General features: G+C 50.1%; 19 protein-coding genes and 3 tRNA genes. 7 read left to right on the top strand and 15 right to left on the bottom strand.

The genetic code is table 11. The features are described 5' to 3' along the window. Positions 1 to 56: 56 nt before the first annotated feature. Positions 57 to 752 carry a YtjB family periplasmic protein gene (locus DRI82_RS06270; RefSeq protein ID WP_114192644.1) on the top strand — a complete coding sequence of 232 codons (696 nt, stop codon included), beginning with the start codon at positions 57 to 59 and terminating at the stop codon, positions 750 to 752. Between the two features lie 90 nt (positions 753 to 842). On the opposite strand, the gene deoD is transcribed toward DRI82_RS06270, so the two are convergent. The 12 genes from deoD to DRI82_RS06210 form a co-directional block, all read right to left on the bottom strand. Next, a complete protein-coding gene (deoD, locus tag DRI82_RS06265) occupies positions 843 to 1,562 on the bottom strand; it encodes a purine-nucleoside phosphorylase (RefSeq protein ID WP_114192643.1) in 720 nt (239 codons plus the stop codon). 85 nt (positions 1,563 to 1,647) lie between these two features. Further along, positions 1,648 to 2,871 carry a phosphopentomutase gene (gene deoB / locus DRI82_RS06260; protein ID WP_114192642.1) on the bottom strand — a complete coding sequence of 408 codons (1,224 nt, stop codon included), beginning with the start codon at positions 2,869 to 2,871 and terminating at the stop codon, positions 1,648 to 1,650. Between the two features lie 83 nt (positions 2,872 to 2,954). Then, entirely contained in the window at positions 2,955 to 4,277 is a 1,323-nt protein-coding gene (deoA, locus tag DRI82_RS06255) for a thymidine phosphorylase (RefSeq protein WP_114192641.1), read from the bottom strand. 76 nt (positions 4,278 to 4,353) lie between these two features. Beyond that, positions 4,354 to 5,133 (bottom strand): deoxyribose-phosphate aldolase, encoded by a 780-nt coding sequence (gene deoC / locus DRI82_RS06250; RefSeq protein ID WP_114192640.1) that lies wholly within the window; start codon positions 5,131 to 5,133, stop codon positions 4,354 to 4,356. A 581-nt stretch (positions 5,134 to 5,714) separates the two neighbouring features. Beyond that, a complete protein-coding gene (locus DRI82_RS06245; protein ID WP_114192639.1) occupies positions 5,715 to 6,506 on the bottom strand; it encodes a TatD family hydrolase in 792 nt (263 codons plus the stop codon). Continuing rightward, positions 6,503 to 7,654 carry a patatin-like phospholipase family protein gene (locus tag DRI82_RS06240; protein WP_114192638.1) on the bottom strand — a complete coding sequence of 384 codons (1,152 nt, stop codon included), beginning with the start codon at positions 7,652 to 7,654 and terminating at the stop codon, positions 6,503 to 6,505. The genes DRI82_RS06245 and DRI82_RS06240 overlap by 4 nt, the downstream gene beginning before the upstream one ends. Before the next feature lie 9 nt (positions 7,655 to 7,663). After that, entirely contained in the window at positions 7,664 to 7,852 is a 189-nt protein-coding gene (locus DRI82_RS06235) for a CsbD family protein (RefSeq protein WP_114192637.1), read from the bottom strand. 51 nt (positions 7,853 to 7,903) lie between these two features. Then, on the bottom strand, positions 7,904 to 8,065 hold the full coding sequence (locus tag DRI82_RS06230) for a DUF1328 domain-containing protein (RefSeq protein WP_114192636.1): 162 nt from the start codon (positions 8,063 to 8,065) through the stop codon (positions 7,904 to 7,906). Positions 8,066 to 8,262: 197 nt separating this feature from the next. Then, positions 8,263 to 8,874: a molecular chaperone OsmY gene (gene osmY, locus DRI82_RS06225; RefSeq protein WP_114192635.1), complete on the bottom strand. Its 612-nt coding sequence runs from the start codon at positions 8,872 to 8,874 to the stop codon at positions 8,263 to 8,265. Positions 8,875 to 9,586: 712 nt separating this feature from the next. Beyond that, entirely contained in the window at positions 9,587 to 11,176 is a 1,590-nt protein-coding gene (prfC, locus tag DRI82_RS06220; protein ID WP_114192634.1) for a peptide chain release factor 3, read from the bottom strand. Between the two features lie 219 nt (positions 11,177 to 11,395). Then, complete coding sequence (gene rimI, locus DRI82_RS06215) at positions 11,396 to 11,839, bottom strand: ribosomal protein S18-alanine N-acetyltransferase (RefSeq protein ID WP_114192633.1); 444 nt, start codon at positions 11,837 to 11,839, stop codon at positions 11,396 to 11,398. Beyond that, entirely contained in the window at positions 11,784 to 12,221 is a 438-nt protein-coding gene (locus DRI82_RS06210; protein ID WP_114192632.1) for a DNA polymerase III subunit psi, read from the bottom strand. Before DRI82_RS06210 ends, rimI begins: the two co-directional genes overlap by 56 nt. A gap of 113 nt (positions 12,222 to 12,334) precedes the next feature. On the opposite strand from DRI82_RS06210, the gene rsmC reads away from it, so the two are divergent. Then, the gene (gene rsmC / locus DRI82_RS06205; RefSeq protein ID WP_114192631.1) at positions 12,335 to 13,387 is read left to right on the top strand and encodes a 16S rRNA (guanine(1207)-N(2))-methyltransferase RsmC; all 1,053 of its coding nucleotides are present in this window, start codon (positions 12,335 to 12,337) and stop codon (positions 13,385 to 13,387) included. On the opposite strand, the gene DRI82_RS06200 is transcribed toward rsmC, so the two are convergent. Beyond that, on the bottom strand, positions 13,377 to 14,369 hold the full coding sequence (locus DRI82_RS06200) for an aldo/keto reductase (protein ID WP_114192630.1): 993 nt from the start codon (positions 14,367 to 14,369) through the stop codon (positions 13,377 to 13,379). The genes rsmC and DRI82_RS06200 overlap by 11 nt on opposite strands. Before the next feature lie 118 nt (positions 14,370 to 14,487). Here DRI82_RS06200 and DRI82_RS06195 point away from each other — a divergent pair, with 118 nt between their 5' ends. The 4 genes from DRI82_RS06195 to DRI82_RS06180 all read left to right on the top strand — a co-directional run bounded on the left by DRI82_RS06195 (position 14,488) and on the right by DRI82_RS06180 (position 15,859). After that, entirely contained in the window at positions 14,488 to 15,408 is a 921-nt protein-coding gene (locus DRI82_RS06195; protein ID WP_114192629.1) for a LysR family transcriptional regulator, read from the top strand. A 114-nt stretch (positions 15,409 to 15,522) separates the two neighbouring features. Next, a tRNA-Leu gene (locus DRI82_RS06190) sits at positions 15,523 to 15,609 on the top strand. Positions 15,610 to 15,645: 36 nt separating this feature from the next. Further along, positions 15,646 to 15,732, top strand: a tRNA-Leu gene (locus tag DRI82_RS06185). 40 nt (positions 15,733 to 15,772) lie between these two features. Next, positions 15,773 to 15,859: transfer RNA gene (locus tag DRI82_RS06180), tRNA-Leu, on the top strand. A 175-nt stretch (positions 15,860 to 16,034) separates the two neighbouring features. Here DRI82_RS06180 and DRI82_RS06175 read toward each other — a convergent pair. Further along, a complete protein-coding gene (locus DRI82_RS06175) occupies positions 16,035 to 16,949 on the bottom strand; it encodes a LysR family transcriptional regulator (protein ID WP_170138677.1) in 915 nt (304 codons plus the stop codon). 501 nt (positions 16,950 to 17,450) lie between these two features. Between DRI82_RS06175 and DRI82_RS06170 the strand changes: the two genes are divergently transcribed. Continuing rightward, complete coding sequence (locus DRI82_RS06170; RefSeq protein ID WP_245956792.1) at positions 17,451 to 17,795, top strand: phage holin family protein; 345 nt, start codon at positions 17,451 to 17,453, stop codon at positions 17,793 to 17,795. Between the two features lie 37 nt (positions 17,796 to 17,832). Here DRI82_RS06170 and mpl read toward each other — a convergent pair whose 3' ends face one another. Next, the gene (gene mpl / locus DRI82_RS06165) at positions 17,833 to 19,224 is read right to left on the bottom strand and encodes a UDP-N-acetylmuramate:L-alanyl-gamma-D-glutamyl-meso-diaminopimelate ligase (protein WP_114192626.1); all 1,392 of its coding nucleotides are present in this window, start codon (positions 19,222 to 19,224) and stop codon (positions 17,833 to 17,835) included. Positions 19,225 to 19,288: the final 64 nt, after the last annotated feature.

Here is a 19,288-nt window from a genome sequence, read left to right as displayed (position 1 = left end):
TCCTATCGCTATTGCTTCTGGCAACATAAAGTCATCAAAATTCCTAAGGATGCGGCATGGCACGGGCAAAAACAAAATTCCGATTGCATAGGACAGCTATTGCCCTGATTTGTCTGGCATTATTAGTTGTATTAATGCAGGGAGCGTCCTATTTCAGCCTCAGCCATCAACTCGCCCGTTCAGAACAGGTAGAAGAATTGGCGCAGACGCTCGCGCGTCAGGTCTCTTTCTCGCTGGTTCCTTTGATGAACAGTGATGAAGAAAACATCGACAGCGAAAAAATCAGCGAGATCCTCGGCCATCTTACCGAACACAGCCGCATTCTCGATGCCAGTGTTTACCAGTTGGATGGGTCACTGGTGGCGCACGCCGGTGAAAATGTGGCTATACGCGATCGGTTGGCGCTGGACGGTAAGCGGGCAGGCAGCTATTTCAATCACCAGATCGTGCAACCCATTGAAGATAAAGAGGGTCCGAGTGGTTTTTTACGTATCACCCTGGACACGCACGTGCTGGGTACAGAAGCCAAGCAGGTGGATAACACCACCAATCTGTTGCGCCTGATGATTCTGCTGGCACTGGCTATCGGTATCATTCTCGCCCGCACATTATTACAGCATCGCCGCAGTCGCTGGCAACAATCTCCCTTCCTGCTGACGGCCAGTACTCCGCTCAAGGAAGAAGATAGCGACAATGAGGAGAGTGGGGAAGATAAACCGCAAGAAAATGAGACGGGGAAGGATAAAGCGTAAAAGAACGGCTCCGCGCGGGGAACATAAAAGAAAAACGGGCGCATCGTTATAAATTTTTAACGGCACGCCCGTTCTTTTTCACAGAAAAGATTATTCCTGGTCGCCCAACAGAACGGATTCCAGTGCGATCTCAATCATTTCGTTAAACGTATTTTGGCGCTCTTCTGCCGTGGTCTGCTCATGGGTACGGATATGGTCAGAAACGGTACAGATTGTCAGGGCTTTGGCACCGAACTCTGCCGCAACGCCATAAATACCGGCAGCTTCCATTTCCACACCCAGAATGCCGTATTTTTCCATTACGTCGAACATTTGCGGATCGGGCGTATAGAACAGGTCTGCGGAGAACAGGTTACCGACGCGCGCCGGAATGCCTTTGGCTTTTGCCGCATCAACGGCATTGCGCACCATATCAAAATCAGCGATAGCCGCGTAATCATGGTCCTTGAAGCGCATACGGTTGACTTTAGAGTCGGTGCACGCGCCCATACCGATAACAACATCACGCAACTTTACATCACTGCGCACTGCACCACATGAACCGACGCGGATGATTTTTTTCACGCCGAATTCGGTAATCAATTCTTTGGTATAGATCGAGCAGGAAGGAATACCCATGCCGTGGCCCATCACAGAGATCTTACGGCCTTTATAGGTTCCAGTAAAACCCAGCATACCGCGCACGTTATTGACTTCACGGACATCCTGCAAAAATGTTTCTGCAATGAATTTGGCACGCAGCGGGTCGCCCGGCATCAATACCACGTCAGCAAAATCACCCATCTCCGCATTGATATGTGGCGTAGCCATAATCGGTTCCTTATTGGTTATCTGTATTAATCACAAGAATCAGAACCCAGCGCCAGCCGTAAGCTGACCAGCGCTGGCAAAATATTTACAGCATGGATTTACCGTAATCCATCGGGGACAGATCAAAGTAGCTGGCAACGGTCTGCCCGATATCGGCAAAGGTATCACGGTGACCCCGTGAACCCGGTTTTACTTTCGGGCCATAGATCAGTACCGGAATGTGCTCACGGGTGTGATCGGTGCCGGGCCAGGTCGGGTCGCAACCATGGTCAGCGGTCAGGATCAGAATATCATCTTCACCGACCAGCGCCATCAACTCCGGCAAGCGGCGATCGAATAACTCCAGCGCGGCAGCATAACCGGCCACGTCACGACGGTGACCGTAGGAAGAGTCAAAATCAACAAAGTTAGCGAACACGATGGTTTTGTCACCGGCTTTCTTCATTTCCTGAATGGTTGCATCAAACAAGGCATCCAGTCCCGTGGCTTTCACTTTCTGCGTAATACCAACGTGCGCATAGATATCGGCGATTTTACCTACGGAAACCACTTCCCCGCCCTTCTCTTTCACCAGTTTTTTCAGTACGGTGGGCGCCGGTGGTTCAACGGCGAGATCGTGGCGGTTACCGGTACGCTCGAATTCCCCTGGCTTGTTGCCCAGGAACGGACGAGCGATGACGCGGCCAATGTTATAGCCCCCTTCCGTCAACTCTTCCCGGGCGATTTCGCACAGTTCATACAGACGATCGAGGCCGAAAGTCTCTTCATGACAGGCGATTTGGAACACGGAGTCGGCAGAGGTATAGAAAATCGGCTTGCCGGTTTTCATATGCTCTTCGCCCAGTTGATCGAGAATAACCGTACCCGAGGAGTGGCAGTTACCGAGATAGCCAGGCAAATTGGCGCGCTTCACCAATTTATCCAGCAACTCCTGCGGGAAGCTGTTGTGTTCATCGCTGAAGTAGCCCCAGTCGAACAGAACGGGGACGCCCGCAATTTCCCAGTGGCCGGAAGGAGTATCTTTACCCGAGGACAATTCACTGGCATAAGCATAGGCACCGATAATGTCGGCATTTTTATCCAGACCTTCAGGGAACTTACCGGTCGATTCTTCTGCAGCTTTACCCAGACCAAGACGACTCAGGTTCGGCAGATGCAGCGGGCCTTCACGTCCAATGTTCGCATTACCTTTCGCGCATTGTTCGGCAATATGGCCCAGCGTGTCAGAACCTTTGTCACCAAAGCGCTCGGCATCTTCGCTTGCGCCAATCCCAAAAGAGTCCAACACCATAATAAATGTACGTTTCATCTTGCTCTCCTACGTGTTTTCACGCGTTGGGAACGGCAATCATACCCTGCCGCCCCTGATTCGCTTTCGCTGCATTATGACGGTTATTCGCTCACGCGGCGGTAGACCACCGGCGTTGCTTCAGGTATCGCATCACTCAGCACGATTGCGGCACGGACTGCATCAGCAGCCTGTTGCCAGCTCTCTTCACTGTTGGCATGAATCATCGCCAGTGGCTGCTGGGTATCGACTTTATCGCCGAGACGCGCTACCTGGGTAAGACCTACGCTGTAATCTATGGAATCACTGGCACGGCGGCGTCCGCCCCCCATCGCCACCACCACCATACCCAACTCACGGGTATCCATGGCGCTGACAAACCCCTTCTGCTCGGCATAGACAGGTTTTGTCAGCGTCGCCGATGGCAGATAACGGTCATAGTTCTCCATAAAGTCATTTGGCCCGCGCTGCGCGGCAACCATACGACCAAAAATTTCTGCGGCTTTACCGTTGTCCAGTACAGCCTGCAGCTTGCGGCGGGCATCGGCGTCGTTATCCGCCAGTTTGCCGGACAGCAGCATCTCCACGCACAGCGCCATCGTCACTTCAAACAGGCGCGGATTACGGTATTCACCGGTCAGGAAGCGTACCGCCTCACGCACTTCAACCGCATTCCCGGCACTGGATGCCAGCACCTGATTCATGTCGGTGAGCAACGCCGTGGTTTTACAGCCCGCGCCATTCGCCACGCCAACAATCGCCTGCGCCAGATCTTCTGAAAGTTGGTAAGTCGGCATAAAAGCCCCCGAACCGACTTTCACGTCCATCACCAGCGCATCCAATCCTTCAGCCAATTTCTTGGCCAGAATGGATGCAGTGATCAACGCAATGGAGTCGACTGTCGCCGTGATATCGCGCGTGGCGTAAAAACGTTTGTCTGCCGGGGCAAGAGAGCTGGTCTGGCCGATAATAGCCACACCCACTTCTTTAATAATCTTACGGAATGCCTCATCATCAGGGAAAATATCAAACCCCGGAATGGCTTCCAGTTTATCGAGCGTACCGCCAGTGTGACCCAGACCACGGCCAGAAATCATCGGTACGTATCCACCGCATGCAGCGACCATTGGCCCCAACATCAATGACGTCACGTCACCCACGCCGCCAGTCGAATGCTTATCGACAATTGGGCCATTGAGGTTCAATGATTTCCAGTCCAGTACCGTACCTGAATCACGCATCGCCATAGTGAGCGCTACACGCTCCGGCATGGTCATATCGTGGAAATAGATGGTCATCGCCAGTGCAGCGATCTGACCTTCTGAAACTTGATTGTCACGAATGCCATTGATAAAGAATCGAATTTCTTCTTCGCTTATCGGATGTCCATCGCGTTTTTTACGGATTATTTCTTGTGCCAGGAACAAGGTATATCCCCCTGCTTGACTAAATGTAGGATACAACGCGATCGGTCAGACGAATCTGCCCGATCGCCGAGTGATATCAGTAACCGCTACCGGATTTTTCAGTTTTGTGTCCGAGCGTATTCAGCAGGCTCGCCAACAGGCTGGAGGCACCAAAACGGAAGTGACGGGCATCGGCCCAACCCTCGCCCATGATACGGTCGGCAAGTTGCAGGAATTGTGCTGCGTCTTCAGCGGTACGAACACCACCCGCGGGTTTGAAACCGACTTTTTCGCCTACGCCCATGTCATGAATCACAGAGATCATTAACTCTGCGCTTTCCAGCGTGGCGTTAACCGGAACTTTACCCGTGGAGGTTTTGATGAAATCTGCACCCGCTTTAATGGAGATTTCAGATGCTTTACGAATCAGATCGGCTTGCTTCAACTCGCCGGTTTCAATGATCACTTTCAGCAGAATACCGGCCTCGGCACAGGCTTGCTTGCAGCGTGAAACCAGATCAAAACCAATTTGCTCGTTTCCGGCCATCAGTGCGCGGTATGGGAATACCACGTCGACTTCATCAGCGCCGTAGGCAATGGCTGCGCGGGTTTCGGCCAGCGCAATGTCGATGTCGTCATTGCCATGCGGAAAGTTGGTCACGGTGGCAATGCGGATATCCGGCGTTCCCTGCTCGCGCAGAGTTTTACGGGCGATAGGGATAAAACGCGGATAAATACAGATAGCGGCGGTGTGGCCTGCTGGACTTTTTGCCTGATGACAGAGCGCGATCACTTTTGCATCGGTGTCATCATCATTTAACGTCGTTAAATCCATCAAACTCAATGCACGTTGCGCTGCTGCGGTTAAATCGGTCATAAAACTCTCCAACTATTATCAATTCTGATGACTTGCCAGAACTGAGCATACAGTCATGAATGCGACACGGTAGGGATCGGGGTGCAACATTCAGTACGTTGGCGAGCGGACTTGGTTCCTTGAAGATTGCGCCAGAAGGAATTCGCTCTCCAGATGGCCGTTGAGATCCTTCTCACCGCACGTAGTTCGGCAAAAGATGCCGACCTCATTGTGACTATTTGAACAGGTTACCGTCGATCTATATGTGTTCAGTCTCACACTATTTGAAAATCAATTGTAACGCGTTCAAATTATTTGTGATATTAATCACAAATAATTCTCAAATGCTCAGCAAATGGCACTGTCTTAAAGTTTACACCAGGAATGACGACCTGGAATGAACGAGCAGCTTCCTTACTGTAAAGGAACCTTAACTCTGTGTGCATGTTATAATAATAACATTATAATAGATAGATTATTCCCGCCATTACTGAAAATCTCCCTGTGAATGCGTTATAATCATTTTATAATGTTATTTAAATAACATTATAAAATGTGCGGATACTTGATAGCTGTTGCAGGAAAGTACCTGAGGAAAAGTATTACTGAAGAGGCGGCAGATTGAACAGGCTCAAGGTATTTTCATAGAGCGCATTGGCGATTTCTTGCGGAGGCTCGCTACGTAATTCACACAATGTCGCAAAGACATCGGCCGCGCGCTCTGGGCGATTTGGTTGCCCCTGATAGCCCGCAAGCGGCATGTCTGGCGCATCAGTTTCCAGTAGCAAAGAGGTCAAAGGCAGTTGCGCCATCACACGCCGGGTCTTCTGTGCACGTTCATAAGTGATGGTTCCCCCCACGCCAATGTAATAACCCAACTGAATGAACGCCTGCGCCTGTGACAGACTCCCGGCAAAACCATGAACTACGCCGGTCGTAGGCAACTTTACTTTACGCAATATCGCGGCAAGAGGATCATGTGTGCGCCGCGAATGTAAAATAACGGGCAGATCTGCGCGTTTGGCCAGATCAAGTTGTGCTCGTAACAGATGCTGCTGGCGCTCGTAATGCGGCTCATCCATGTACAGATCCAGCCCTATCTCCCCCACCGCCACCGGCTTGAGTTGAGGATCCAGCAAAAAACGCTGCAACATCTCCAGATCCTGTTCCTGATGTTGGGCAATATACAACGGGTGCAGCCCCAGAGCCGCGAACAAGGCGGGATAAGTCTGCGACAAGGCGGTGATTCTGTTGAAGTACTGTGCTGCCACCGCAGGAACAATGATCTGTCGAACCCCCTGAATCGCGGCGGAAGCCAGACTCTCCTGCTCGTCATCGCTGAAGGGGGGAAAATCAAAGTGGCAATGGGTATCGATAAAATAAGGGCGCGTCATACCACGTCACCACTCTTGAGGATGGGATCGTCCTGCAAAGGCGTATTGGCAGGCTCGCCCATCAGTTTGCCATGAGCGGTACTGACTGACGCAGGCATCGTGAAGTCTGTAATGATGGGCGATGTGTTCTGCGCGACCAGCAAGTCTGCAACCTCAATCTCCGGCAAGACGGCAGATTGGGGTTGGATAATCCGACGCGACAACGACTGCACGTTCTGTTTACCATCAGATAACAACCAGTGCGCGACCGTAGCCAGAAAATAGCGGCCACAACGCCGACCGAGATGGTAGTCCTGATTCAGCGCAGGCAAGCGACTGCCGAGGGCATGGCTGGTCAGCGGTCTCGGCGGATAGATTTCAAATATGCGTAAGTCGCCTGGCGGGTTTTCTATAAATTGCTGAATACGATGATAGCTGCGCTCATGATGTTGCATCATCGTCACCAACTGCTGCAGGCTACTTTCACTCAACCACTGTTCCATCCGCTTCATCCATTGCGGGGTATAGAACATCTGCGAGGGAACGGTACGGATAACGATAATGGTGTCAGCACCGCGCCGATAAGCCTCTTCCACCGGAATCGCATCGCTGATGCCGCCATCCTGGTAGCTGATCCCTTCAAGATCCACACCCTGTCGATAAAATCCCGGGATTGCGCTTGAGGCTTTGATTAGCGTTAACCAGTTGTCCCTGTTCGGGGAGAAATAGTTGGGGGTGTAATCATCACTGCGACAGGCGCACATCAGGAACTCACGGCCATCGATCAGGTTTTTTTCAGCAGTATCCATCGCCAGTGGCATTTGCTGGGACGTCACACCAATCAACCAATCGAGATCGATCAAATGCCCGCCACGGACAAACCGTAGAGGATTGAAGAAGTTGGCATGGGTGGTGTAGCGGGTGATAACGCGACGCGCATACCCTGGCTGTCCGCAGACAAAAGCTGAAAGGTTTTGTGCACCAGCAGACGTACCGATGAACAGATCAAAAGGATTAAAGCGGGCACGTTGGAATTCATCCAGCACACCGGCTGTAAAAATTCCTCGCTGCCCGCCCCCTTCACATACCAGCGCTATCTTACCGGGCCGGTAGGGCTTATACGCTAATGGCTCAATATTACCAAGCGTAATAGGTATTCTGTATCCCACCCTGTATCCTCAGTGTATAGACGTGAATCCAGAGGATACCCTGTCTTTCTCTCTTCCGTAATCTTCTTGTAAAACGCCGGAGAGTAAATCATTGCTCCCTGCAAGCCATGCGCAGTCACTGTCAAACATGTCTGCCCACATCAACCACATCTGGCTTTTCCATTGTTTCCATTTGCCTGCAACGATGTCGCTGTTCATGATTTACCCCTGCGGCGAGAAAGGAATAAGAGTTTCGATGGATACAGTTCGCTAAGGACGTCTGCGACCGGCGAACAAGCTCACCAGGAACAGAATAATACCAACTACGAATACAACTTTAGCCGCCCATGCTGCCGTACCTGCCAGACCACCAAAACCCAATGCAGCAGCGATCAGAGCGATAACTAAAAATATAATGCCCCAACGAAACATAAGCCTCTCCTTACCCTATTGAAATTCGAGATGCCTCAAACTGTGTTTGAGAAAGCAGTCCCGTCTTAAAAAGATAGCTCTTAATTAAGACCCTGCTGGCAGATGACTCATTTTTCTGCCGAAAGACATCTTTAATCTTGTTATATAGTCAATAATCGGGTTACGAGGCCGATGCCAGGTAACCCGAGTGGGGAGTATTACGGTTTGATGCTCAGATCATTTTTGACGCTTTTCACACCATCAATAGCCTTGGCAATACTCTCAGCACGTTCGGACTGCGCCTTGTTTTCTACACTACCGGAAAGCTGGACAACGCCATCTGTAGTCTCAACCGTCACTGAACGTGAAGGTACAATGTCATCGGCAAGCAGTTTCGCTTTTAATTCAGCCGTGGTCGTGGTGTCACCGGCGTAGGCTTTTGCAGATTGGGATTTCTGATCTTTCACATGCAGTTTGTCGCTAACCGACTTGACGCCTTCAACCTTGGTGGCAAGCGCTACGGCCGTTTCAGCTTCAGACTGGCTGGAAACAAAACCTGTCAGCGAAACCACACCACCTTCAGTTTTCACTGAGATGTCGCTGCTTTTAATTGAATCGGCATCAACCAATGCACTTTTCACTTTCGCAGTGATAGCGCTGTCGTCCATATAGCTGTCAGCTTTTTTGATTGAGCTATCGATTTTCGCACCAGCAGTATCCGCCGCGTTTTCGGTTTTGCTGGTCAAGGTTTCAGCCAGTGCGCTTGTGCCCACCAGTGCCGAGCTTAAAAAAATCGCCATCAACGAGTAGGTTAATTTGGTCTTTTTCATCGATATCTTCCTTTCTTTCTGTTGTGTGAGCCCAAAAAATGCGGACCCTCTCAGCCACCAGCGTGATGACCATTAATATACTTCACGACAACTAAACAATTTTTTGTCACGCTTTCACGTCTTAAACCGCATGCCAGTTTTAAAACGCCCATTGAAGCAGCATATGATCAACCATTTATTAACAACTCAGCGCGTAACTGTCTCTTTATGACGACGATGTCTGATTGTGTTCTCAGACAAATTACATAGCGCATCAATAACAAATAGGATAAATCCTCTACAACTGGCAACACTACCGAATAACACACTGAGGAGTTGCATTTGGTTGGTCGTTTCAACCTCAGCAGCGGCTCTTGAATGATAAATATAGTCGAGGGTGGCAAAAACGGTAGGTAGATCACGTAAAAAGGGGGTCGATAAGGCAGATATACAGAGGATTCTTAAGAATTAGACTACATAACGTACAATTCAGCCAGTAAAAACAAACCGCCCCCTCGTGCAAGGAAAGCGGTTCAGAGAGTTACTGGGAAGTATTCAGTCCATGAGGATGTCGAACACTGCCCGATCGCAATATTCCAGGCTAAGTAGCCCCAGGCGTAGCGTGCGCCGGAAGATTGAGTGCGGACAGCGCACAGACACCGCAGTGGACATTCAGTCCATGAGGATGTCGAGCACTGCCCAATCTCAATATTCCAAGCTAAGTAGCCTGGGTTTAGTGTTCGCGGGTCTTGCGGAAAGCGACGTCAGGATACCGCTCCTGGGTCAAATTCAGATTCACCATGGTGGGGGCGATATAGGTGAGGTTATCACCGCCATCCAGCGCCAGATTCAGTTCGCATTTACGTTTGAATTCTTCGAGTTTTTTGACGTCGTTACATTCCACCCAGCGGGCGGTTGATACGTTGACGGATTCGTAGATGGCTTCGACGTTATATTCACTCTTCAAGCGAGAGACTACGACATCAAACTGCAGTACACCGACGGCACCAACGATCAGATCGTTGTTGGTGATGGGGCGGAATACCTGAACGGCACCCTCTTCGGAGAGTTGCACCAAACCTTTGAGTAGTTGCTTTTGCTTAAGCGGATCGCGAAGACGAATACGGCGGAACAATTCTGGGGCAAAGTTGGGAATACCGGTGAATTTCATGTCTTCACCTTGGGTGAAGGTATCACCAATCTGGATCGTCCCGTGGTTATGCAAACCCAGAATATCGCCGGGATAGGCTTCTTCTACATGTGAGCGATCGCCAGCCATAAAGGTCAGTGCATCAGAGATCACCACATCTTTGCCGATCCGTACCTGCCGCAGCTTCATGCCTTTCTCATAACGCCCTGAAACTACACGCATAAAGGCAACGCGGTCGCGGTGTTTCGGATCCATATTGGCCTGGATCTTAAAGACAAAGCCGGTAAATTTCTCTTCTTCTGCCCGTACTTCACGCACATCGGTTTTACGTGGCATCGGAGCGGGGGCCCATGAGACCAGACCATCAAGCATGTGATCCACGCCAAAGTTACCCAGTGCGGTACCGAAGAATACTGGCGTTAACTCACCTTGCAGGAAAGCGTCCTGTTCAAACTCGTGCGAAGCGCCTTGCACCAGCTCCAACTCTTCACGCAGTTGTTTGGCGAGATCTTCGCCGACAGCCAGATCCAGATCCGGGTTATGCAAGCCCTTGATGATACGGACTTCCTGAATCGTGTGGCCTTTACCGGTCTGATAGAGATACGTTTCATCTTTATAGAGGTGATAAACCCCTTTGAACAATTTACCGCAACCAATCGGCCAGGTGATGGGCGAACAAGCGATTTGCAGTTCACGCTCGACTTCATCCATGACTTCCATTGGATCGCGGATATCGCGGTCCAATTTGTTCATAAATGTCAGAATCGGGGTATCACGCAAACGGGTAACTTCCATCAATTTGCGGGTACGATCTTCTACGCCTTTCGCGGCATCGATGACCATCAGACAGCAGTCAACCGCAGTCAGGGTACGGTACGTATCTTCAGAAAAGTCTTCGTGCCCTGGGGTATCAAGTAGATTGACCAGGCAGTCCTGATAAGGGAATTGCATCACTGACGTAGTGATGGAAATACCACGTTGTTTTTCCATTTCCATCCAGTCAGATTTGGCATGATGGCTTGAGCCACGGCCTTTTACCGTACCGGCCGTCTGAATGGCGTGTCCGAATAAGAGAACTTTTTCGGTGATGGTGGTTTTACCCGCATCGGGATGCGAAATTATTGCGAAGGTACGGCGTTTAGCCACTTCGCGGGCGTAATCACTTGGAGACATGTTTTTCACGTTTCTGCGGTTAGTCCGCCCTGCAAAAAATTACGTTACGCCAGCAACGGCGTCAGGCAAAGCGGGTAATAAAAAGTTATAGCCGAGTATTTTCCCTGATTTATCCTGCTTAGACAATCAATGCTTTTTCCGGCTGTCTTTGAAAGTACGCATTCAGCCAATTTTAAAGTCGGCTGAGAGTGCTGCCCAAATAATCATCTCGACAAACCATCATCCCAACGGCAGCGCCATAATGATGGCGTCTTCACGCCCCTGGGCGGCAGGATAATAGTTGCGGCGGATAGAGACTTCATTAAAACCCAGGCTTTCATACAGGGCGATAGCCCGATGATTCGATGCCCGAACCTCAAGCCACAGCGTGACCACCTCTTTCTCTTCAAGCTGTTCAATGAGCGCTTCCAACAGCATCCGGCCCAGGCCCTGACGCTGAAATTGGGGATCAATGGCAATATTGAACAGGGTGGCTTCATCGAGCACCACTTGGGTGATAGCAAATCCGGCAACGACCCCATCGACGGTCAGTTTCAGGTTGAGATAACGCTCGCCCTGATTGCTATCAAAGGTTTTTTCGGTCCAGGGAAAGGCGTGGCTGGCTTTTTCAATCTGAAAGGCGCGAGCCAGATCGGCTGGCGTCAGGGAAGAAATGTTGTTCATTTTCACAGATCTGCTGCCAGAGCGCGCGTTTGGCGTCGGCATCTTGAGTAAGCTCGGTAAAAGCCGGGCTGTATAATTGGGTTCCGCTGACCGCAAGCGGTTCAGTGATCCCCAATCGCCAACTGTCGCACTGCGTCTCAACAGGCAACATCGTGACCTGATCCGGCGTCAATGCATAAATCTGATGCGGCATCAGCCCGAGGCTGCGTAAAACATCGCGCAAAAAAGGTTCGTCGTCTGCGGGAGGGAGCTCAGCGATGATAAGTAAACGCACATCGGCAGGGAGACTCACGGCAACTTCACCCTGTAACACCGCCGGGCGGCGCAGGGTCCACTGCGTAATACCCAGTTGTTGTAACAGCCAGTCGCGTCTTGTTGCCATGCCTTTTCCTGTGAGGGGGAACCTGTTATGCAGCGCTATGCTAGCAAACCCATCGAACATGCGCCAACAAACCTCTATAATCCCCGGTCATATTCCAAAGGAGCCACAGCCTGATGTCAGCATTAACCCCAGCCAGTGAAGTTATACTGCGCCACAGTGATGAATTTACCGAGCGCCGCGTACTGTTTGCCGGTGACTTACAAGATAGCCTTCCCGCCCAGTTGGAGGCGGCTGAAGTGCGTGTCCACACTACTCAATATCACCACTGGCAGATGCTCAGCCGCGCGCTCGGGGAAAATGTGCAGTTCGGTCTGGTTACCGACGCTGACTTTATTGCTGACTGCGATGTCCTGATCTATTACTGGCCGAAGAGTAAACAAGAAGCACAATTCCAACTTTCCAATCTGCTTTCACTTTTGCCGGTGGGTGTTGATGTGTTTGTGATTGGTGAAAACCGTGCAGGTGTGCGCAGTGCCGAGACAATTCTCGAAGAGATCTGCCCCGTCAGCAAGATTGACAGCGCGCGGCGCTGTGGCCTTTATCACGGACGTTTGGAAAAGCAGCCTGAATTTGATGTCGCAACCTGGTGGCAGGATTATCAGGTCAATGACGTAACGGTCAAAACCCTGCCCGGCGTGTTCAGCCGCGATGCCCTTGATGCAGGCAGTAATCTGCTGCTGTCGACGTTCCATCAGGAAATGAAGGGGAAAATGCTGGACGTCGGTTGCGGTGCCGGGGTATTGGCTTCGGTCTTGGCTAAACGTTCGCCAAAACTCAAACTCACCCTGAGCGATGTCAATGCTGCAGCATTGGAAGCCAGCCGCGCTACGCTTGCCGCCAACGAGCTGGAAGGTGAAGTGATTGCCAGTAATGTCTATTCCGATATCACTGGCCGTTTTGACATCATTGTCTCTAATCCTCCGTTCCATGAAGGGTTGCAAACCAGTTTACATGCCGCCGAAACCTTGATTCGGGGAGCCGCAACCCATCTGCAAATTGGCGGTCAGTTGCGCATTGTTGCCAACGCCTTCCTGCCTTATGCCGATCTGCTGGATGCCACCTTTGGCAGCCATGAGGTTCTGGCGCAAACCGGTCGCTTCAAAGTCTATGTGGCCATCCTTGGCCGTCCACCACGCGATCCTAAAAAGAAAAAATCTAAACGTTAACCGTACGCATCGAATCTTCGCCGTAGCGATCCCCTGCTGCGGCCTGGAACGGGAATACGGCCTCAATCGCCGCGATCTCAGCTTCGCTCAGAATCACATCCAGGGCGGCGATATTTTCTTCCAAATAAAGACGACGCTTGGTCCCAGGGATTGGCACAATATTGTTGCTGCGCGCCAATACCCAGGCCAGAGCCAACTGGGCGGGTTTAACCCCTTTCTGCTCTGCCAGTTGCGTCACTTTATTAACCAGTTGCAAATTCCGATCAAAATTTTCGCCCATGAAGCGCGGATTAAAACGACGGAAATCGTCTGCTGCCAAATCATTTGGATCGCGAAGCGCCCCGGTCAGAAAACCTCGCCCCAACGGGCTATAGGCAACAAAACCGATCCCCAGCTTTTCACAGGTTGCCATCACTTCGTTTTCCGCATCTCGGGTCCATAAAGAGTATTCCGTTTGCAACGCCGTGATCGGGTGGATTTTATGAGCCCTTTCCAGAGTGGATGTTGACGCTTCACTCAAACCGATATAGCGGATTTTGCCCTGCTGAACGAGATCGGCCAGCGCACCCACTGATTCTTCAATAGGAACCGTGGGATCAATCCGATGCTGGTAATAGAGATCAATCACCTCCACCCCGAGCCGTTTAAGACTGCCTTCCACCGATTGACGGATATAGTCCGGATGCCCATTGACCCCACGTTTATGCGGTTGGGCCGGATCCCGTTCTATGCCAAATTTTGTCGCCAGGAAAACCCGATCGCGCTGGCCTTTGATGGCTTTGCCAACCAATTCCTCATTGGTATAAGGACCGTACATGTCAGCGGTATCGAGCATTGTTACCCCAAGCTCAAGGGCGCGATGAAGTGTCGCGATCGATTCATTCGCATCCGTGCCCGTGGAGTAAAAATCACTCATGCCCATACAGCCAAGACCCAGCGCTGATACGACCGGTCCATTTCTACCTAATGTTCTTTGTTGCATGTTGTGTCCTCACAGAAAGGTTATTGATGCCGCACGAGTGTCGTTGTTGACGTGAAAAAGATAAATAACGATGATGGACCTACACTGTTCCAAAAATATTAACAATAGGATGTGCAGAATGGATCAGATCCAGGCGATGCGGGTTTTTGTGCGGATTGTTGATATGAATAGTTTTAGCCGTGCCGCCGAACTGCTTCAGTTGCCTAGGGCGACGGTAAGCAATACGGTAAAACGTCTGGAACAGCGGCTTGGCGTGCGCCTGTTGCTGCGAACCACACGACAGGTCAAGATCACCGCAGAGGGCGAGGCCTATTATCATCGTTGCGTGCAACTGCTTGATGCACTGGATGAAACGGATTCAATGTTCGCCCAACAGCGTCATCAACCAAAAGGGAAAGTGCGTATTGATATGCCTCATTCACTGGCGCGAGAAATTGTTATCCCGGAGTTAGCCAATTTCTATCGGCGCTATCCGCAGATCGAAGTGGCATTGAGTGCCAATGATACGTCAATGGATCTGCTGCACCACGGGATCGACTGCGTGCTTCGCGCCTGGCCGTCAGAAGAGGAGAATCTGGTATCACGACGCATTGCCGAGATACCCCAACTGACCTGCGCCTCAGCCGAATACCTGATGCGCAAAGGCAGCCCAACATCGCTGAAAGATCTTAATGACCATCATATGGTGGGTTATTTTTCACTCTCCACAGGTCGCTGTGAACCCCTGGAATTTATTGTGGAAGGAAAAATCGAGAGAGTCACGCTTGCTGCGCCGCTGCGTGTCAGTGGTGCTGACGCCTACATTGCCGCCGCGCACAGCGGCTTCGGCTTGATTCAGGCGGCCACACACAGTTTGCATCCCTGGCTGGCACAAAGTTCACTCGTGGAGGTTCTGGTTGATACGCCACCGCCGCCCATGCCACTTTACCTCATGTACCCGCCTGGCCGATTTCTGGCACCTCGCGTGCGGGTCATGCTTGACTGGCTTGCAGAGCTTTTTGCCCCCTTCAATGCTGAACCTTCCCAAATAAGTCAATAATATGGCGTTTTTTGCAGCAATCGTGGGTCCCGGGGGAAATAACTATTGACGCCTCCGCTAAAATCTCTAGAATTCGCCTCCGTGGTTGCATTACAAATGTAATGTTTCTGGTACGCGATGGTGGCGGAATTGGTAGACGCGCTAGCTTCAGGTGTTAGTGTCCTTACGGACGTGAGGGTTCAAGTCCCTCCCTTCGCACCAAAATAACAACCACAGATTTATATGACACAGTGACATGCGATGGTGGCGGAATTGGTAGACGCGCTAGCTTCAGGTGTTAGTGTTCTTACGGACGTGAGGGTTCAAGTCCCTCCCTTCGCACCACACTGGTGATATAAATCAAGCTATACAAGCAATCGTCTGTGCGAAGGTGGCGGAATTGGTAGACGCGCTAGCTTCAGGTGTTAGTGTCTTAACGGACGTGAGGGTTCAAGTCCCTCTCTTCGCACCACATGATTGAGCTCTTCCCGTCAAATCGATTCCCTCTATAGACTTCCAGACAGACTCCCAAACGTCCCCTTTGTTTGAAAGTATCCTTACGAATTTTATATCGACGCCGATAGCATCTTCTATCCGTTCATAATACGTTGAAATTAAGTGAGATTACTGCCAATTCGTCACCAAACTCAAACTTCATTTTTGAATGCGTTGGCAAGGTCCGTCAAAACACGATCATTCTTTATATCCTTATGGTACATGACGTAAAGAGTTGGGGGTTCGATGGTCAGATTATGTTGTAATATCTTTACCTCATACGCTTTAATCATCTGCTGAGCCAGTATACGTGGAAATAAGCAAATCATATCGGTACTCTCAACAACGGCAATCAGGCTATTAAGAAAATGACTACTGAATGAAATGGTACGGTCAGGCGCAATTCGATGAATGTCCGCTTTGACAGTCAGGCGATTCAATGTGCTATTGATTATCACCGCATGTTCTTCGCGCCGATAACTCTCTAAACTAATGCTATTTTTCAACCGCGGATGGTTTTTACGACATAAGACAACGAGAGATTCGCGACAAAAAGCCTTATATTCGATAGCGTTATTATAAACTGGTTGATAGTCAATAACGAGATCTGCTTTATTATTAAGAAGAAGGTATTCTGCTGCACCTTCATTGGTCGGGAGATCAATATGGGATAAACATAATAATTCATTTGATTTCCTGGCGTGGAAAATCTTTGGCATGACAATACTGCCAATATGGGGTTGGCAAGCAACGAATATATCCCGGGGGCGTTCTGCATTATCTATTGCCAAAGTAAACCCAGTCAATATATGTTCAAGTCCACAATTGATATAATGGTGCAGGTTCACTGCATGCTCGGTGGGTGCCATCCCCTTTCCTTCCCGTAGAAAAAGGGGTTCTGGTAATGTTACCCTCAAGCGTTTAATTGCCTGACTCACTGCGGGCACACTAATATGGAGATGTGATGCGGCTTTAGTAATACTTTGATAGTGATATACCACTTCAAATATCTTAAGTAAATTAAGGTCAAGTTTTTCAAGTATATTGCCATTACAAAAATCAAACATATTGATTTCCTTGCACATAGAGAGCTAGCGAATTATTATAATTTTAATCACCGACCCAGCAGGCTACAGTCGGAGAGGGATTTTATAGTATCCCCAATAATTGCATTAAACAACGCCCATCATTTAATTGAATGTTTAACATTAATTAACTGCAGCTTACATCTATAAGAATAATCCATTTTTGGATCGCCATTCAACGTTAAGTCATATTAAAAAATAACATCATCATATTGACCTAATTAGGAATTACCGCAAAAGAGAGAACCCATTATTGTTAGCCTCTGCGGTTGAAGAGATCAAAAAATAGAATATAAGACCTCGTTTTAAAATGGGCATAAATAGGGAAATTCACTTGCCTGCTGACCTGCTCGGGCACGTTTTGCCCCCCAAACCTTCGTTTTTTGCCCACCAGAAGAGATGCAATAAAACTATACATTATTTATATTTATTGCTCGCGCGATATCAATTTTAATGCCTGAACGTTACAGGAGTGACGATGTGATGAACGCAGAAAATGTCGAATTCTGGTACGGAGTCTTTAATTTTTCCTCCGCCCACGTAGTGGCTTTGTTCTCCGGCATCTCCTGTTTCTTCGTCTCACTTTGGGCCAGTCTTTCAGATGGATATCCCATCAGGCAATCACTTCTTCATAGTATTATCTGCGTATTCATTGCTCTGGCGATCGTTGCCATTCTGAAGATGTCAGGTACGCACAATAGTTGGATGCCGGGTATTGGTGTGGTGATTGGATTGATAGGTGCGGTACGTATTCGCAATGCCGTGTTGGGTGCATGGGAACACCGAAAAAACATCATTCCACCGGCAGATAAAAAAGACGATAACTAGGCGGGGTGACTCCCCGCCTCAACTTACCCACTATTTGTTAAACCAACAAGTCCTTGTCACGCTGCGCTTTTTCAGCCAGACGCGTAAGTAACGTGTCATGTATGCCGCCAAAACCGCCATTGCTCATCACCAGAATATGATCCCCCGGCAGGGCAGTTTTTATGATCATGTCCACCAGCGTCTCAAGATCAGCGCTCCAGTGTGCCGGTTGCACGCAAGCATCCGCCACTTCAGCCACCTGCCATGGAATATGATGAGGTTGATAAATAAACACCTCATCGGCACGACCCAACGACGGTGCCAGCTCATTCTTGCACATGCCCATTTTCATGGTGTTGGAGCGGGGTTCAAGCACCGCCAGAATACGCGCCGTTCCCCCTACCTTGCTGCGCAGTGCCGCCAGCGTTGCCAGAATAGCGGTTGGATGGTGGGCAAAATCGTCATAAACAGTGACACCACCCGCCTCACCACGTAATTCCAGACGGCGGCGGGCATTGATGAAATCGCCCAATGCCTTACAGGCATCCACAGGTTGCACACCGACGTGACGCGTAGCCGCAATCGCCATTAATCCGTTGTGCATATTATGTTCACCCACAAGTGCCCAGTGGACTTCGCCAACGCGTTCCCCTTTGAGGAAAACCTCGAAGGAACTGGCATCTGGCGTCAATTTACTGGCACGCCAGGATCCTTCCTCGCTGTCGCCCACAAATTCTTGCTCACTCCAGCAGCCCATCGCCATCACCTGTTTCAGATGATTATCGTTGTCAGGCAGAATGATTTTGCCTTTGCCAGGCACCAGTCGCACCAAATGGTGAAATTGCTTCTGGATAGCTTTCAGATCGTCAAAAATATCGGCATGGTCAAACTCGAGATTATTGAGAATCAACGTCCGCGGGCTGTAATGCACGAATTTCGAGCGTTTATCGAAGAACGCGCAATCATATTCATCCGCTTCAATAACAAAGAAAGGGCTATTACCGAGGCGAGCAGAGACCTCAAAATTCCCAGGAACACCGCCAATAACAAAACCAGGCGCGTAACCACAGGCTTCGAGAATCCACGTCGCCATGCCTGCCGTTGTGGTTTTACCGTGCGTTCCTGCAACCGCCAGTACCCAGCGATCGTGCAATACATGGTCATGTAGCCACTGCGGGCCTGAGACGTAAGGGATCCCCAGTTCGAGAACCGCTTCAACGCACGGATTACCCCGCGACATGGCGTTACCGATGATCACCAGATCAGGGCGCGGTTCAAGTTGTGCAGGATCGTACCCTTGAATAAGATCGATCCCCTGGTTCTCCAGCAAAGTACTCATCGGCGGATAAACGTTGTTATCTGAGCCGGTTACGTCATGCCCCAGTGAGCGAGCCAGCATCGCCAGGCCGCCCATGAAGGTGCCGCAGATACCAAGAATATGAATGCGCATAGTTTTTCCATCAATTACGTCAAGTCAGCCGCTATTCTACCGCTCCGAATCGCTCAGAAGAAAT

This window comes from Edaphovirga cremea, assembly GCF_003332275.1.
Taxonomy (GTDB): Bacteria; Pseudomonadota; Gammaproteobacteria; order Enterobacterales; family Enterobacteriaceae; genus Edaphovirga; species Edaphovirga cremea.
Note: the sequence above shows the minus strand (reverse complement) of the source record. Positions and strands in the feature narration are given on the sequence as shown.